Consider the following 17,090-nt stretch of genomic DNA (forward strand, 5'->3'; position numbering starts at 1 on the left):
GATCCTGGACTACGACTTTCCAGGATGACAACCGAAATCATAAACAAAGGCAATAATAATTCAAAACAACATCTATTTAAAATAAGGGGTCATTCTGAACTTGTTTCAGAATCTACCTTATGGGTTGTTTATTTAAAATAGCAATTCCCCATATTATAAAATAATTTCGTCATATAAGTCTCGCCACGTGGGATTGGAACCTGCAATTAAATTTTCCTTCCACGCCCGGTGCCAATTTTTAAGTTGCTTTTCTCGGGTAATCGCCGCTACAATATCGTTAAACTGTTCGTAATACACCAAACGATTTACCGAATAATCGCAAGTAAACCCTTTTAATAATTTATTTTTATGTTCATATATCCGGCGCACCAAATTATTAGTTACCCCAATATATAATACGCTATGGGTGGAATTGGTAAGAATGTAAATGTAAGCATTCATAAAATAGGGAACACAACCTGTATTAAAAACAACACAATCGGTAGATTCTGAAAACCCTGCGGGCCGCCAGTTCAGGATGACCTCTCTTTGTAATAACGACAGATCCCCGACTAAAACACTCGGGGATGACGAAGCAAAAAAACCTAGAATTTTAATTTTCCCCCGCGGGATTATCGCCTTATTTAATCAAACTTTTTTTAGCGCATTTGGGAGCCACGGGCATTATCCGCGCCGTCGCCCGTCTGTGCCACTTGGTCGGCTACTTCGCGATACACCGCAAAACTGCCGCGCCCGTTCTGCTTGACCACATACAGGGCTTTGTCGGCTTTTTCCAAAAGGGCTTCCGACGTTTCCCCGTCAAACGGAAAACAGGAAATGCCTTGGCTGATACTCAAATGGACGGCTTTTCCGTCTGTATAGCGGTCCGGCAGCGTGATAGCGCAAATGCGCTCTTTTAAGCGTTTGGCAATAATTTTGGCCTCTTCGCTATTTGTGCGCGGAAGCATAATAATCATTTCGTCCCCGCCGAAGCGGCAAGGCACGTCCGTTTGGCGCAGGCTGGTGCGAATCACGCGGCTGACCTCTTTTAAGGCCCAATCGCCGATTTGGTGTCCGTAGCCGTCGTTAATTTGCTTGAACCAGTCAATATCCATAATAATCAGGCACATCGTCAAATCAAAGCGTTTGGAGCGGTAAATTTCCTCGGCAAATTTTTCATTAAAATAACGGCGGACCGGCAGTTTGGTCAGTTCGTCGTAATTGGACAGTTCCTGCACGCGCTCAAACAAGCGGGCGTTGTCAATCGTCAACGCCATTTGGGTTGCAAACTGCTGTAAAGAAATAAAGTCCAAATACCCTACTTTGCGGCGCGATAAAATATTGTCAAACGCCAAAAAGCCCACCTTGGTACGCTGGACTTTAAGCGGAATATAAATAATACTGCGGGTGGAGCGGTAAGTGGCGGCAGAGTCAAAAACCTCTTTGAGCAAGTTTTGCTCGGCCGCCGGGAGAGAATCCCCCGCCTGTTGGGTTACCTGGCCGGAAATATCCACCCCCAAAACAGACTTTATTTTGTTACCTTCGCCGTCCGTTAAATACAACCGGACGCGGTCAAAACGAAAGTATTTTTGTACTCCCTTTAAAATCAGTTCCAAGCCGTCATTTAACCGCAGGGAGGACGCAAAAATGGTTGATAAATCGTTGAGCGCGGTGGAAACATTTAAACGCTGGTTTTTGGCTTGGTCAATTTCCGTATTGCGCAAATTGTGGGAAATTTCCTGCCCCAATGCTTTAATTAATTCCTTTTCCTCGGGTGTAAAACCGCGGTTCTTGCGGAAACGTTCCAAGCGCAACACCCCCACCTTTTCCTGCATAAAACTGTGCACTTCGCCCGATTTTAATTCCACGCTGGGGCGTTGCCATTTTACCAATACATAAATAGCGGGATAACTTAAATCGGTTGTTTCGGCCTCGCCATTTTGCAAAAGTTGCTTTAAAAAAACAGGCTCGTTCAAAACGGAAATATCCTCCTGCATATCCATACAGTATTCCTTTTTGCACATCATACGCAAGGATAACAGCGCGCGCTCTTGCTGCCAATCAAAAAAGTACACGCGGTCCAATTTAAACAAGTTGCGCAAAGCGGGCAAGGCACACTCCAACAGTTCCCGCTTGTTTTGGAAAGACTGGTTCAACTGTTTGTGAAATTTATAGAGCGTATAAGATTTTTTATCAAACATAGCGCTATGCCTCGTAAATGGACAACAAATATTCTATTTCTTTGGCGGTCAAGTCCAAGTCCCTATCCAAGGCGGCCTGGCTGAAACGGCCCTCTACAATCTGCGTGGCGCACACGGCCAGCACGCGCTTTAAAATTTCCATAACCGTACCCGTAATGGTGATATTGGGCAAGGTACGCGCAGAGGACAAAATATTGCTGTATGTGCTTAACCGCTGGGTGGAAGAAAAAATAAACTGCTCAAAGGCATCTTCAAACGCAGGGAAGGCATCTATCTTAGAAGCATATTGCAGTTGGACATCCGGCCGGGCGCAGAATTTAATAAATTTTAAGGCGTTCTTTTTTTCCTGCGATTGGGTGTTGATAAATAAGTTCATCCCGGATAAATAGGAAAAATACATATCGCCCGTCGTAGGCACCGGGAGCGTGCGCACGCGGATACCGCGCCGGGCATTAAAGGTGCTGACACCCTGTTTGCGGGAAATCATCATACTGGCCTTGCCGGAAACAACCGTACCTAAGGAGCCGCGCTCTCGCAAAATGGGCATATAGTTTTTAAGGGCTAAATTGATATAATCACGGATACCCTCTTTAAATGCTTTGGTACCTACTAATGTAGTGCCGCGGTCGGCGGATAGTATATCCGAACCGCGCCCCCACACGCACGGCAAGGCATTACGCATAGAAAGAGAACCGCGCCAATCGCTGTTTTGCATCGGGTAATAGCCGGGAACGTCTTTAAACTGCTCGCGCAAGGCTTCGCAGGTACGCAAAAGTCCGTCCCAAGTGGCCAGGTCTTGCTCCGGTTTAGAAGTTACCAATTTTAAATGGTCTGCCCGGTAGTGAAGTGCGCTCAAATCAAACCACCACGGATACGAATAAATATCCTTGGTGCCCGGTTGGTAACAATGCGCTTTGAGCGGAACCAGACAGTTAGCCAACGAAAGGCCGGGGTCCAATTCCGACAAGTTTTCCGCTACCCCTTCGCGCACCAAAAGGGCGGTCCAGTAATGCGGGATTTGAATCAAATCCGGGACTTCTTCCTCGTGGGTGGGATGCTTGATAGTAAACATACGCCGCCAAAGCACGTTGCGCGTGAATACGCGCATCGTAACATCTACGGACGGATTTTCTTTTTTAAAAAGAGAAATAAACGAAGCGTAAACGTCTTTGCTTTTATCGCCCGCATCGGGCATTACCCACAAAATCATTTGGACTCCTTACACTAATCCCAACTGCGCACCTTCATATTGGGATTAATGTCTATATTCTTTTTAACCGGTCTGCCGGTATTCTCGGCGTGTTCCAATTTTTTATAAGCGGCCAAGGCAATCATTGCGGCATTGTCCGAAGATAATTTGCGCTCCACAAAGTGAACCTCTATACCGGCCTTTTGCGCCTGCTCTTGCATCTTTTCGCGCAGGAGCGAGTTCGCCGCCACCCCGCCGCCGACAGCAATATGTTTTACCTTATATTTTTTGGCGGCTAAAAGTGTTTTGGTTACCAAAGTTTCCACCATTGCCTCTTCAAAACTGGCACACACATCGGGTATAGAAAAATCTTTATGGTCGCGCAGATAATAACTGACGGCCGTTTTGATACCGCTGAACGAAAACTCCCACGTTCCCGGCAACAGCGGCCGCGGGAAATGAATAGCATCCCGCTTGCCCGAAAGTGCCTGTTTGGATACTTGCGGGCCGCCCGGATAAGCAAGCCCTAACAACTTGGCTACTTTATCAAAGGCTTCGCCTGCGGCATCGTCGCGCGTTTTACCGAGCACTTTATAATCGCCGTAATTTTTAACGTACCATAATTCCGTATGCCCGCCGGAAACCACCAAGGCAATTAACGGAAATTGCAATTTATTTTTGGCTTCGCTTCCTTCAAAATCGCAAGCAAAAATATGCCCTTCCAGGTGGTTTACTCCTATTATAGGCACTTTTTTAAATTTTGCAAGCGTTTCCGCCGCCACGCGCCCCACCATTAAGCCGCCGGGCAGACCGGGGCCGCTGGCAAAGGCTACATAATCAATCGGGTGGTTTTGCAAGGCTTCACCGATAACGGTGGCAATTTTGGCGGCGTGGGCACGGCTGGCAAGTTCCGGCACGACCCCGTGGTATTTTTTATGCTCATCAATCTGGGAATAAATAACATTGGATAAAATCTCTTTCCCCCCTTTTAAAAGGGCGGCGGAGGTTTCATCACAAGTGGATTCAATACCTAAAATTGTAAAATCTTTCTTCATTTGGAGGCTTCCTTTTTCCCGGCTTTTTTATCGTCCGTTTTGGGGGACGCTTTTTTATCCGTTTTTTTGGCTTTACGTTCTTCGGCTGCCTTTTTAGAAGTTTCTTTGGCCTCTTCCAGGCTTACTTTGCCCGTCAAAATTTCCACCGCCTTATCCAGTACAGGGTCGGCTTCGGTAAATTTCATATCGGGCGTTTTTTGGCCGGGCGTATGCACAATATTATTATACTGCATAAATACCTTGGCTTCTTTATCCGCAGGAAAGACAACTTCCACATCCGGCACAATGCCGCCCTCGTCAGCCTTTGTTTTATCCCGGTAATCGCGCTGGATTAAGCGGCCCGAAGGAGTGTAATAATGCGCAATCGTTAAACGCAAACCCGCCCCGCCGGAAAGAGGCATCACCTGCTGGACACTAGCCTTACCGAAGGTGCGCTGCCCTACGATAAATGCCCGTCCGTTATCTTGCAATGCGCCCGAAACAATTTCGCTCGCGCTGGCAGAGCCTTGGTTTACCAACACCGCCAACGGGATATCCGGATAATCCGGGCGGGCAGAAGTTTTAAATTCCTGGTAATAATCAGGTTTGCGCCCTTGGGTATAAACAATCATTTCATCCTGTGCCAAAAAGAGTTTAGCAATATCCACCGCACCTGTTAATAAACCTCCGGGATTAAAACGCAGGTCCAATACCAAAGAGGTCATCCCCTGTTTTTGCAATTCTTTTAATGCTTTTTTAATAGCCTCGGTGCTGTGGCCCGAAAAATCTACCAAATACACATATCCCACCTTGCCCGGAAGCATACGGGAATACACCACTTCGGGCACGATTTTTTCACGCTTAAATTTAAAGTCCGGCAAATTTGTATATTCGCCCTTATCGTTTTTACGGCTAATGGTGATTTTTACTTTGCTGCCCACTGGCCCGCGCATCAATTCCACGGCTTCGTCCAAGGGCATATTTTTTACATCTTTATCATCCACCGCCACAATGCGGTCTCCCGGCATTACCCCGGCCTTAAAGGCGGGCGTGCCCGGCATAGGCGTCATTATCGTAATAAAGCCGTCCACTTTTTGCAAGCGGATACCCAAACCGCCGAAATCTCCGCGGGTATCATTTTTGAGTTCCTTATAATCTTTCGGGTCCAGATATTGCGAAAAATCGTCCAATTCTCCCACCACTCCCTTAATCGCGCCGGAGACCAGTTTGTCCGTATCGGTAACTTCTACATAGTTTTCCTTCACATATTCCAACACATCCACCAAGGTACGCAGTTGCTTTAAACTGTTATCCGCCGCAGCATATGCGTACGGAAACAGCGTTCCCATAAAAAACAACACGCCCCCCAAAACAGCGTAACGATTTAATTTTTTTGATTTCATATTTTCCTCTAAATAGTTATTTTAGCCACTCCTGCGGATTTACCGCGGTAGTGCCTTGGCGGATTTCAAAATACACCGCACTCTTGCCCGTGCCGGAGGAGGACTGAGTGTCCTGCCCCGCCGTGCCGATTACGCCCTGCACCGGGAGTTTATCCCCCACAGAGGCGCTGATTTCCTTCAAAAATCCGTAAATAGTAAAGAACCCTTTGTTGTGGTCCACAATAACCACATTGCCGTACGAGCGGAACGGCCCGGCATAAATTACGCTCCCCTCGGCGGCTGTGCGGACGGGTTCGCCCGCTTGGGCAGAAATTTTGATGCCGTCGCGGAAAATCCAAGTATTCAAATCGGCACGGTATTCTTTACCGAATTTGCTGATAACCGTACCTGCCACCGGCCAGGGCAAAGAGTGGCGCGAAGCATCTATGCGCGGCCTGGTTGACGATTTTTTAACCGGTGTTTTGGAAGCGGCGGCCTTTTTGGCGTCTGCCGCTTTACGCTTACGCTCAAACGAGGCAAGTAAATTATTGAGTTCCGCCGCGGATTTATTCAGTTCGTTTATTTCTTTGCGCACGGCATCAGCCTTGCGCCGGGTAACATCCAAATCCTTTTTCTTTTTATTAAACGATTGTGAAATAACGGCCTGTTCCTGCTTGATTTGGGAACTTTGCGCCATTAATTTTTTATTGCGCTCCTCAAACGAGTGCAACCGTTCCTTGGCTTCTTTATTTTCTTTTTTCAGTTCGGCGGCAAAGGCGGCCTTGTGCGTAACCATACGATCCACAAAAATATCCTGCTCCAAACTGTACCCGCCCGGGCAAGCCGCGCAAAGGGGTGTAAAATAATATTGGGTCAATTCCTCTTGCACCACGCCCTGCCACATAGGCATACTGCGCTCTAACGCGGCGCGCTTGTCCTCAATAGACAGCAAATTTTGCTCCACATAGGTAATATCGGACTCCACTTTATTTTTACGCTGTTCGGCGCGCGCTTTTTGGTTCTCCAAAGCAGAAATTTCCTGTGAAATTTGTTGGGCCTGCTTGCGGTACTTTTGCAATTCCCGTTCTTTCTCAGCCGCCGCATTTTTCAATTTTTCCAACTCCTGCTTACGCCGGGCAGCCTCGTCGCAATAAAGCGGCGAAGCAAACACCACAAGAGCCAATAAAACGCTTAAAATCTTTGCCATTTAGATAACGTCCACCCGAAAAGCCCGCAAAAGGCAAGTAGCAACAACTGCCGTCCAACCGAGGTAAACTGGCTGGCGGCTTCGTACAAAAAGCCCGTAGGATATACGAGCACCGCAAAAAACAGACAGGAAGCCAGCCCGGCCAAAACGCCGGAAACGGCTCCGCCCAAAAAGTGCGCACGCGGCCCGGCCGACGGATAGGCCTCCACCAAAAACATAAAGGCCAAAAATAATAAGAGCGCAAAAACCACAGCCAAATTTAACAATTTGGCGCACAAGCCCACATAAAAGAGCAACTGCGCGTGCTGTGAATTATAATGCGGTGTTAAAAACGGATATTCCGCCGATAAATTATCCGCAAACGGACGGATATTGTTAATAGCCTTGTAACTTAAACGCAATTCGTAATAAGCGGGCATTTTGTTTTTGCCCATTAAAAGCATCGCATCAGCCAGTTGCGGGTTTTGGCGGCGGACCTCCGCCAAGGCATCCTGCGGGGAAAACAATCGTACATCCGTGATATCCTCTTTTTGGTTTAAGGAGTCTCCCGTCTCCGCCAGTTTTGCATTATCCGGCGCGCCGTTGACGGTTAAAATCATTTTAAACGAGCGGTTTAATGCTTGGTAATAAGTATCCAACCGCATATTTATAAACACCGCCGTTTGCAACAAAACAGCCACCGCAAACACCAGCAAAAATAGTCTGCGGTGCAAGTGAAAAAGGTGCTTGGGAACTTTAACCGTTTTCGGCTCTTCCAAAAATTCTTCCATATTTTACCACCCCAAGGCCGCCTTCATACGCGGCAAAATTTCCGTATTGTGGTACAGGCCGGAAAACTCATCGGCATCCTCGCCATAGGCTACGCTTAACAACGGCAAAGACGAGTGGGACGGGGTGGCCCAAACAATGCCGCGCTCCTCGTCCAACTGTTTAAAAAGGCCGTCCAAATCCGTCGGATTTTTAAAGCCGGAAATATCCACCGGATAACCCAAAGCGGCAGTTAATTGCCCCTGCAAAAAGGCCGGGGTTAATGTGGCGGCTGGCAGTTTTTTCAACTCCTCTTTCAAATTATATAAACTGCGTTTTTGGAGCAGAAACTGATGATACGTTTTAAAGGAAGCATAGTCCACATCTCCGTCGTAAAGCACCTCGCCTTGGGCAGTCTTTTCCATCACCTTTTGTTGGCCCAAATGGCGGTAAGTAAAGGCCCCCACGCCAGTATCGTGATCGGCATTTAAGTACACCAAAGTATCGGGTGTTTTATCCGCATAGCCCAACACATAGCCTAGCAAAGTATCTAAATTTTGCATTTCCTTAAACCACGCGCCCGCATCGTTTCCGTGGGCGGCCCAGTCAATTTTTCCGGCTTCTACCATTAAAATAAAACCGTTGGGATTTTGGCTTAAAATTTCCACCGCCTTTTGGGTTTGCTCCGTAAGCGTGGGGATTTGCGGCTGCATATACATTTCTACCGTCATTGGCAACGCTTGCTCGGCAAACAACCCAAGGACCTTGCCTGATTTGATTTTGGCCAGTTCCTTTTTGTCCGTGGCAATATGGTAGCCTTTCTTTTTGGCCTGCTTTAAAAGTTTTTTATTTTCCCCTGTGGAAAAATATTTAAGTCCGCCGCCCATAATCACTTCCGGGCCGAACGCAATCATTTGGCGGGCAATATCCATTTTCTGGCGGCGGTTTTGCGTATGCGCCGTAAAGGCCGCGGGAGTAGCATCGGTAACATATGCATCCGTAACCACGCCGACGGACATTCCTTTTTCGCGCGCCATTTCCAACAAAGTTTTGGCGGTAGCACCGTTGTAATCCTCGCCAATGACGCCCGGGCGGGAGAATTTTCCCGTTGCCATTTGCGTAGCCGCGGCGGCGGAATCGGTTACCAAAGTATCATAGGTGTTATTAAAGAACATACCCCAGGTACCGCCGTTTAACATACGCTCCAAATGGGAGGTTTTTTCGGGGTAGTCCGGCAAGTTAGCATAGCGGACGCCTTGGGTAAAAAAACCGATGGCCTCCGGCCCCATACCGTCCCCAATCACCCAAATAAGGTTCTTTACGTCCCCGGCCCATGCAGGGCCCGCAAGTAAAACGAAAGCCAAAAGTACAAATAAAATACGGCGAATATTTTTCATTTTATCTCCTAAATCAATGTTTTGCGGTACAAATCCAAATAGGCTTGCGCCGATTTATCCCACGATAAATCCTGGCGCATCGCGTTGCGGACGAGTTTCGTCCACACCGGGCGGTTATGCTGGTAAAGGGCCAAAGCCTCTTCCAATGTAGCATAGATGCCATTTTCGGTAAAGTTGTTAATAAAAAAGCCCGTAGCCGTATCCTCTTTGCCAGGCTCGTACCCTTTCACGGTATCCACCAACCCGCCTACTTTTGACACAACAGGCAAGGTACCGTACTGCATTGAAATCAACTGCGAAAGGCCGCACGGCTCAAAGCGAGACGGCATTAAAAATATATCCGCGCCCGCATAAATGCGGTGAGCCAAATCTTCATCCAAGCGGCCGTTGTAACTAACGGACGTAGGATTATTACGCGCCAAACCCTGGTAAGCCTTCTCTAACATCGGGTCGCCCATACCAAGCACTACAAACTGCGCGCGGCCTTTTAAGCGTTCAATCAAATTGACGACCACATCCAAGCCCTTTTGATAGTCCAGGCGCGACACTATGCCAATAAGCGGCTTTTCTGCCTCTTGGGGCAGTTTGCATTGTTGCTGCAAAGCCAATTTAGCGGCTAATTTACCTTTTACCACTTCGCTTACGTCGTAGCCAATCGGCAAAACGGGGTCCAATTCCGGGTCCCACACGTCGGTATCAATTCCGTTTACAATGCCGCAGAAATTTTTACTGCGGTAGCGCAAAAGCCCCTCCAAGCCAAAGCCCATAGCGGGGTCCGTTTGAACTTCGCGCGCGTAGTTGGGGCTGACGGTATTTACGTTATCGGCAAACACGATGCCGCTTTTCAAGAAACTGATACCGCCGTAATATTCAAATTTATCAGGTGTGTAATCCACCGGGTGAAAACCCGCCTTGCGGAACGAGGAATACGAATAATGCCCCTGGTAGGCAATATTATGAATAGTGTATAAACTGCGGGTGCGGGTATAGAAGGCATCCAACTTATAGACCGTTTTTAAATAGGCGGGAATTAAGCCCGTCTGCCAATCGTGGCAATGGATAATATCCGGACGGAAACCGATAAATTTGCACCCTTCCAGCACCGCGCGGCTAAACAAAATAAAACGCTCGTCGTTATCGGGATATTCGCCCATTTTGGTACGGTAGAGTTCGGGGCGGTCAAAATATTTACGGTTGCCCACAAAAAATACAAGCACATTACCCCAATTAATATACGAAAGCGAAACCTGTTCAATTCTATCCCCAATCGGGATTAAATACACTCCGGGAACCACCTTTAAAGAGGACACCCGCACAATGTTGCGGTAGTGCGGCAGGAACAAAAGCACCTTGTTGCCTTTGCGCATAGAAAACTGCTGACAGAGTGCCCCCACCACATCGGCAAGTCCTCCGGTTTTACAAAACGGAAACGCCTCGCTGGCGGCCAAAACAATGTTCATAGTTATTTATCCTCCTGTTTTTCTTGCGCGGGCTGTGCCGCATCTGCGTCCTCACGATGAGCCTGCAAAGAGGCCAATGCGTTATCGGGCGCAGTTACCTGCTCGTTCATTTTTAAAGCAGGGTCCGTATCCTGCGCGGGTTCGTTTGACACCACGCTTACAGCCTCCACCGGGGCTTTTTCCTCGGCGGACAAGGCGGCTTGCTTTAAGAGTTCCGGGGCGGCGTCATTGGTAAAAATATCCCCGCGGTTGTAACTGTTGCGCGTAAAGAACGGGTCCGCAGAGGACGCATCCAAAGCCTGCAATTTTTCCTCGCCTTCCAATTCTTCCAACGGAATAATGGCCGGCTCTTTCAAGGGAGGCAACGGCTCGCCGAACGGCAATTCTTCTTGCTTTTCGCGCAAGGTTTTAGAAGCAAATTCCTGCAAATCGGGCAATTCGGAAATCTTGTTAAGCCCGAAAATTCGTAAAAATTCATCTGTTGTACCATAAACCATCGGGCGGCCGATAGTATCTTTTTTGCCCACCACCCGCACCAGCCCGCGCTCCAACAAGCGTTCCAACGGCCCGGCCACATCTACCCCGCGTATGGCTTCCATTTCCGCGCGGGTAAGCGGCTGCTTGTAGGCGATAATCGCCAATGTTTCCAAAGCGGCATTGGAAAGTTTGGTTGTCATTTTTTCGTTATACAAACGGCGCACCCAGCGGCCAAACTCCGGCTTGGTGGACATTTGAAATCCGCCGCCGATTTCCACCACGCGGATAGCGCTTTGGCGTTGGACGTAATCCTCTTGAATTTCCAAAATCATTTCGCGCACGCGCCGCGCATCCACGCCGTCAATTACGTCGGCAATGCGGGAGGGTTTTATCGGGCGGTCGGTAATAAACAATAAAGTTTCCACAATCTGCTTAAATTCACTCGTCGGCACCAGTTCAAAGGGCCGCTCGTCCGCAGGGTTGACGGTTTTGTCGGCTTGCACAGGCGTTGCTTGCGCCGTGGCTTGAACAGGGGTTATATTTTCTTCGGTTGGCATAAATCCTCCGGGCGGCTAATTAGCCTCGCCGTGCATAAGGGTTTTAAAATCTTTATCTTTATTTTCTGGATTTAAATAAATACGGATTTGCCCCTGCTGTGCATCTTGCCGGGCAATAATTTTTTTAATCTTCATCAGTTCCAATAAGGCCATAAAACAGGTAATCACGCCGCGTTTTTTGGTTTCCCCCACAAAGATATCGTCTAAAAGTACCCACTCGTGCTTTTTAAACATATCCACCACCTTTTGCATCTTCATTTCAATAGGGAATTCTTCCACATTTAAAAGTTCAATGCGTTTGCGCTCGTCTAACCGTTCAAAGGCACGCTTGACGGCGGATAATAAATCAAACAGTTGCAGGTTAATGATTTTTTCCCCGTCGTCAAAAATAGGGGCAGAGCGGTAAAAATTGTCTTTATTTTCCTCAAACTTTTGTTCCAAAAATTTGCTGGCTTCTTTGTATTTTTGGTACTCTACCAACTTGGCGATAAGTTCCTTTACAGGGTTGGGGCCTTCGTCCTCGGTCGTCGGGGCTTGCGAAGGCAAAAGCGTTTTGGCTTTGATTTGCATTAATGTACTGGCCATTACCAAAAATTCTCCCGCCACCTCCAAGTTCAGTTCCTTCATTACGTTTAAATAATCTAAATACTGCTTGGTGATTTCGGCAATGTTGATATCGCAAATATCCAAGTTGTCTTTTTTAATTAAGTGCAACAACAGGTCCATAGGACCCTCAAATACGTTGATATGCACATTAATCGGCGCAGGATTAATCATTTAAACGCTCCGCAATATTATTACAAAGTTAAAATTTTACTCAATAAACCGACAATTATCCGGGTAGGCGGCAATAAAAGAAACTGCACCGCACCCGTTAAAATAAGGGCAAAAACCACCCACATTCCAAAGCGGCTGAAAAATAATTCGTATTTAAAGGCGGTCCGCATTGGCAATAAAGCCGCCACCACGCGCCCGCCGTCCAAGGGCGGGATAGGAATTAAATTAAATACGGCTAAAAACACGTTAATAAACATACCATATTGCAGAAATACAAAAACCTGCTCCAACGTCTGCACGGTAAAATGGTTCTGCGTTAAGAGAAAAATCTTCATAACAAGCACGCAGATAAGTGCCAACAGCAAGTTGCACGCCGGACCCGCCGCCGCCACTTTGCCCATATCTTGGCGCGGGCGCGGAAAGCGCATGGGGTTTACAGGCACGGGCTTGGCCCAACCAAACAACGGAAAATGCAGAAAATAGCACACCGCCGGTACTACCAGCGTGCCTACCGGGTCAATGTGTTTAAGCGGGTTTAAGGTCAGGCGGCCAGCATAATAGGCGGTATCGTCGCCCATACGGTATGCCACCCAGCCGTGTGCAAATTCGTGCAGGATAATAGACAAAAATAAAATAGGTATAAAGATAATTACTTCCATATGTTGTATTTTACTAATTTATATCCCTTCCTGCACACCGCCAAGGCTAAAAATGCCCTGTAAAAAGCGTGGTAAAAAATATTATTTGCTGTTTTAGTTTAAATTAGTTATAATAAATTAACCTTAATTAATCATTAAGGCTTCAACTAAAACAAAGCAACCGAGGGCTGGACCTGTGCACAAAAGCAGCACACGGCAGAGCCGTAGGAACGCAAAACCCCCGGACTAAACCGGGGGTTTTAAATTTGTACATCTTTACTTTGAGCCAAATTTTACTTATTCAGCAACACAAGTTAAAATTTGCCCAGTTCCGCCCAAAAGGGGTTCATATTCCAAATTCCAGTGTTCACAAATATTACCGCAACTTTCTCCGGGAACATCAGGACAACCTAATACATTATAATGTCTCATTTGGCAGGCATAAGCCCCCTTCGTGGTAGGACAAGGGCAATAGCACTCCCTTTGTTCCAATTCAAGGCCACACCCTGTTAATTTGGCGGCTGTTTTTACACAAGCAAAAGAACAGGTGGAGGAAGCAGAATCGCAGTTATCCGCACAAATTTGGTCATTAGAAGAGGCAGTCGGGCACGCTTCCACCCCATTATACGGATTCGTATAAGAGGTTTTGGTCTTGCTTATGTCTCCGGACCACGGTTTAATTTTTATCATCCAACCACACTGACCGTACTCATTGCCACACCCTTGGCGTTGCACATTGGGTTCTTGCTTGATACTATCCGCGTAAACATAATGGGCACGTGATTCGCGATAATCCACATCCTTTTTCCCATAGCATTGGATCGCTGATATGCTACGGGTTCCACAGAGTTTGGCCGCTTGTACATTTTTAATTACCGCTTTAAACTTATAAGAATCGGGCGTAGTAGCCGTTTTACTCTTTAACAAAAACGAGGTATAAGTTTTGCCATTGGCCTTTTTGTTTCCGGAAGCGTCGTAATCACCTGCGTATTGGTTGTCCCACCACAGTTCTTCGCCCAAGTTTGCAGAATTTTGCGCACCCTTGGTAATTTTGGCGGTGGAGGCAATTTCCATATTGTCCGTTTTTCCACCCATTACGGCTACATCATTGGTGTAAATCGTGTTTGTTACGTTACTCTTATGGAAATTCGTATCTTTAAAAGTAACATCATTCGCCATAATGCGCCCTGCCGTTACCGTTCCGCCGTTTTCAATGCTCATATTTTCACCCAAACGGTATTCGGGCGTATTGGTGCTACCCAATGTTGTTCCGTTTTGGATATTTACTTGGTTTAAATACGCACCCGCACCTTTGATGATAATATCCCCCACGCTAGAACGCGTATTACAAAAGTTAAGTATTGGCGCAGTAGTTACGTGAGTAGAGTCTGCCGCATCCAAGTGGGCAAAGTTACCCACCGGGGCAGACATTGTGGTTACAAACTGCATTTGTTCTGCGTTGGCGGCTGTAAATAACAGCAAAGCGGCAGAAAAAAATATAAATTTCTTCATCTTTCCTCCTTTTTGGACACCTTTATATTTTAGTAAAAAAGCCTTTTATATTCCAAACTCATCCAATATACAGAGTTCTCATTAATAGAATTATAACAAAAAAGAAAAATAAAACAACCCCTTTATGAATAACTACTAAACAACAACGACAAAAACCCAAAAAGTAGATCCTGAAACAAGTTCAGGATGACCTCTTTTTTCGTAAAGTCGTCATTTCCGAGTGTCAGCCGGCGCGGAGCGTTCGGGAATCCATTGTTCGTCGTGTTTGTTCTCTTACAAAACAACAGATCCTGGACTACGACTTTCCAGGATGACGGCAACAACAATACAAAAACACTCCACAAAGAAACCCCCGGACTAAACCGGGGGCTTTTATATCCACCAAATAAAACCAATTTTTAATGCGCTTTGAGAAAGGCCTGCGCTTCCTCGCGAGTTTTAACCTCACCCGCCCATTGTGCCTGGCGTACGCGGTCTAGCGCGCCCGATATGCGCCGCCCGGCCAAGCCCAAATCTTTCAGTTCCCGCCCCCGCACAAAACACGGCTCCAAGGCCATTGGAGGAAGCCCGGGAACAACCGCCTTTAAAATTTCCTTTTGCAAAGGAGAAAGCGACCCCAACGGGCTCATTTTTTCGCGCGTTACCTTCCACGCGCCCAAAATTTCTTGCGTAAATTCCTTCGGCAAATGCAACGAACGCAAAAAATCTTCTCCGCTGGCTCCCAGCATACAAACCAATATGCCCACCCGCTCTTGCACATCTTGCGAGTTCAGCAAAGCATCGTGCCATTGAAGGCCCGGCCAGGCAAATTTGAGCATATCGTATTTTTCCATTAACAGAAAAATTTTTTTGATTTTTTCTTCTTTGAGCACTTTTAAAAATTCGCGGCTGAACCGCTCGCGCGTCAAGAGCAGAGGATATTCCCCTTTTACGGCCTCACGCAATAAGCGTTCCGTTTTAGGCGCCAACGTCCACCCAAAACGGCCCGCAAAGCGTGTCGCCCGCAACATACGCGTAGGGTCATCTAAAAAACTTTTATCGTGCAAAATGCGTATAATGCCGCCATCAATATCCTTTTGCGAACCAAACGCATCATAGGTTTGACCAAAGGTATCGGGCAAAATAGAAAAACACCAGGAATTTACGGTAAAATCGCGCCGGAAAAGGTCGTCCTTAATTTTGGGTGAAAATTCCACCTGCGGCAAGGAACCGGGATACGGATATTTTTCCTTGCGCATGCGGACCATATCAAATTTTAGCCCGTCCGCCATATTCACGCGGAACGTACCAAACTGCGAAAACTTCCTTTTTCCTCCCCCCCATTGTTTCACGCAAAACCCGGCAACAGATTCCTGGTTGCCGCTAAAAGCCAAGTCAATATCCAATGTAGGACGCTTTAAGTAAAAATCACGCACCGCACCGCCCGCCACCCAGGCCGACAGGCCCAGTTTTTTGGCATAGGCACCTACGGAATATAATTGTTCCCGGTATTTTTTAGGTATATCAGAGGAGAGGTTTATGTTCATAGCACTCTTGGCGGCTGTGCGCCGTCCTCGCTCATCCGGTCGGCGAAGTTGCGAAGCAGAGTGCTGTTAAGACCGCTCTTTAACACCTTGGCGGCGGCCACAGCATATTCGTTGGCCGAGTGATTCTTAGTCGGCGTGGGAACATAAAACGGAAAATGATGTTCCCGCGCATAAGACGGCTTCAACCGCGTTACCGCGAACCCTTGCGCGGCGGACGCAGCCGCCACGGCTTCGGATTCATAGGACGCTTTTTCGTCCGTCTGCAAAAGCAGTTTCAGTTCTTCCAACCCGAAAACGGATACGGGCGGATAGTCCATATTCATCTGCTTTAATAAAACGTGTTTAATAGTTTCGTAATCGTCCCGCATACGCTTGGCCAATTCCGGCTCGCGCTGGCGGTCTTTTTCGGAAAACACAAACACCAAAATCTCACTGGGAGCGTCAAAATAAATCAAATCGCCGTCGTGGTGAAAAAACTCGCCGCACTCCGGGCAGCGTACCAAATTTAATTCTCCGCCCATAGCAGCGGTTTTCAAATCGGGGTCCTGGTCGGCCCGAATGAGCGACCAGTATTCTACATCAAAAGGTTCACACTTGTGGGGACAATGCGCAGTCCCTTCGTTTTTAATAGATTTCATATGTATAATTTAGCATAAATTGGCGCAAGCGGTCATTTTTGCAGGGCAAAAAATTTAATTAGTTTTGTAATTTGCTAAAATATAAAAAATAAGCCCCGTTAGCTCAACTGGATAGAGTACCGGTCTTCGGAACCGGTGATACGAGTTCAAATCTCGTGCGGGGCAGTTTTCTTTCTAAAATGGTTTGCTTCGGTGTTGCTCGTTCGGTCGGACACCTCCGCGCTTCCGCGCGGCCCTGCACAGTGTACCTTCCTCCTCGCGCCTAGAATCAAAACCATTTTATTTTGAAAACACTTCTCAGTTGCCGCGGTATTTTTTCTTGGCTAGGGCGGGGCAGTTTTCCGCATAATCTGTTTTTCGGTTTTTCAC

15 protein-coding genes and 1 tRNA gene are annotated in these 17,090 nt (G+C 47.2%); 1 reads left to right on the plus strand and 15 read right to left on the minus strand.

The features are described from left to right. Window positions 1-153 precede the first annotated feature (153 nt). From ACQY2K_RS00220 to ACQY2K_RS00290, 15 genes are all read right to left on the minus strand, one after another. Complete coding sequence (locus tag ACQY2K_RS00220) at window positions 154-441, minus strand: GIY-YIG nuclease family protein (protein WP_177748250.1); 288 nt, start codon at window positions 439-441, stop codon at window positions 154-156. A gap of 197 nt (window positions 442-638) precedes the next feature. After that, window positions 639-2,180 carry a GGDEF domain-containing protein gene (locus tag ACQY2K_RS00225; protein WP_428040301.1) on the minus strand — a complete coding sequence of 514 codons (1,542 nt, stop codon included), beginning with the start codon at window positions 2,178-2,180 and terminating at the stop codon, window positions 639-641. A 4-nt stretch (window positions 2,181-2,184) separates the two neighbouring features. Then, complete coding sequence (locus tag ACQY2K_RS00230; protein ID WP_177748255.1) at window positions 2,185-3,390, minus strand: extracellular solute-binding protein; 1,206 nt, start codon at window positions 3,388-3,390, stop codon at window positions 2,185-2,187. A 14-nt stretch (window positions 3,391-3,404) separates the two neighbouring features. Further along, a complete protein-coding gene (tsaD, locus tag ACQY2K_RS00235) occupies window positions 3,405-4,424 on the minus strand; it encodes a tRNA (adenosine(37)-N6)-threonylcarbamoyltransferase complex transferase subunit TsaD (protein WP_428040302.1) in 1,020 nt (339 codons plus the stop codon). Next, entirely contained in the window at window positions 4,421-5,806 is a 1,386-nt protein-coding gene (locus ACQY2K_RS00240; protein WP_428039485.1) for a S41 family peptidase, read from the minus strand. The genes tsaD and ACQY2K_RS00240 overlap by 4 nt, the downstream gene beginning before the upstream one ends. Before the next feature lie 16 nt (window positions 5,807-5,822). Next, window positions 5,823-6,992 (minus strand): murein hydrolase activator EnvC family protein, encoded by a 1,170-nt coding sequence (locus tag ACQY2K_RS00245; RefSeq protein ID WP_428040303.1) that lies wholly within the window; start codon window positions 6,990-6,992, stop codon window positions 5,823-5,825. Beyond that, window positions 6,977-7,762, minus strand: coding sequence for a hypothetical protein (locus tag ACQY2K_RS00250; protein ID WP_428040304.1), 786 nt, complete (start codon window positions 7,760-7,762; stop codon window positions 6,977-6,979). Before ACQY2K_RS00250 ends, ACQY2K_RS00245 begins: the two co-directional genes overlap by 16 nt. A 3-nt stretch (window positions 7,763-7,765) precedes the next feature. Further along, entirely contained in the window at window positions 7,766-9,136 is a 1,371-nt protein-coding gene (locus ACQY2K_RS00255; protein WP_428040305.1) for an alkaline phosphatase, read from the minus strand. Between the two features lie 8 nt (window positions 9,137-9,144). Next, window positions 9,145-10,596, minus strand: coding sequence for a glycogen synthase (locus ACQY2K_RS00260; protein ID WP_428040306.1), 1,452 nt, complete (start codon window positions 10,594-10,596; stop codon window positions 9,145-9,147). Between the two features lie 2 nt (window positions 10,597-10,598). Then, on the minus strand, window positions 10,599-11,630 hold the full coding sequence (scpB, locus tag ACQY2K_RS00265; protein ID WP_428040307.1) for an SMC-Scp complex subunit ScpB: 1,032 nt from the start codon (window positions 11,628-11,630) through the stop codon (window positions 10,599-10,601). A gap of 15 nt (window positions 11,631-11,645) precedes the next feature. After that, a complete protein-coding gene (locus tag ACQY2K_RS00270; RefSeq protein WP_428040308.1) occupies window positions 11,646-12,407 on the minus strand; it encodes a segregation and condensation protein A in 762 nt (253 codons plus the stop codon). A 20-nt stretch (window positions 12,408-12,427) separates the two neighbouring features. Further along, entirely contained in the window at window positions 12,428-13,066 is a 639-nt protein-coding gene (locus ACQY2K_RS00275) for a site-2 protease family protein (RefSeq protein ID WP_428040309.1), read from the minus strand. A 276-nt stretch (window positions 13,067-13,342) separates the two neighbouring features. Further along, complete coding sequence (locus ACQY2K_RS00280) at window positions 13,343-14,557, minus strand: hypothetical protein (RefSeq protein WP_428040310.1); 1,215 nt, start codon at window positions 14,555-14,557, stop codon at window positions 13,343-13,345. Window positions 14,558-14,955: 398 nt separating this feature from the next. Beyond that, the gene (locus ACQY2K_RS00285) at window positions 14,956-16,083 is read right to left on the minus strand and encodes a CCA tRNA nucleotidyltransferase (protein WP_177748285.1); all 1,128 of its coding nucleotides are present in this window, start codon (window positions 16,081-16,083) and stop codon (window positions 14,956-14,958) included. Continuing rightward, entirely contained in the window at window positions 16,080-16,721 is a 642-nt protein-coding gene (locus ACQY2K_RS00290; protein ID WP_177748288.1) for a CpXC domain-containing protein, read from the minus strand. The genes ACQY2K_RS00285 and ACQY2K_RS00290 overlap by 4 nt, the downstream gene beginning before the upstream one ends. Window positions 16,722-16,813: 92 nt before the next feature. Between ACQY2K_RS00290 and ACQY2K_RS00295 the strand changes: the two genes are divergently transcribed. Beyond that, a tRNA-Arg gene (locus tag ACQY2K_RS00295) sits at window positions 16,814-16,886 on the plus strand. The last annotated feature ends 204 nt before the right edge of the window (window positions 16,887-17,090 follow it).

Source organism: Candidatus Avelusimicrobium fimicolum (assembly GCF_021632165.1).
In the GTDB taxonomy this organism is placed as follows: domain Bacteria; phylum Elusimicrobiota; class Elusimicrobia; order Elusimicrobiales; family Elusimicrobiaceae; genus Avelusimicrobium; species Avelusimicrobium fimicola.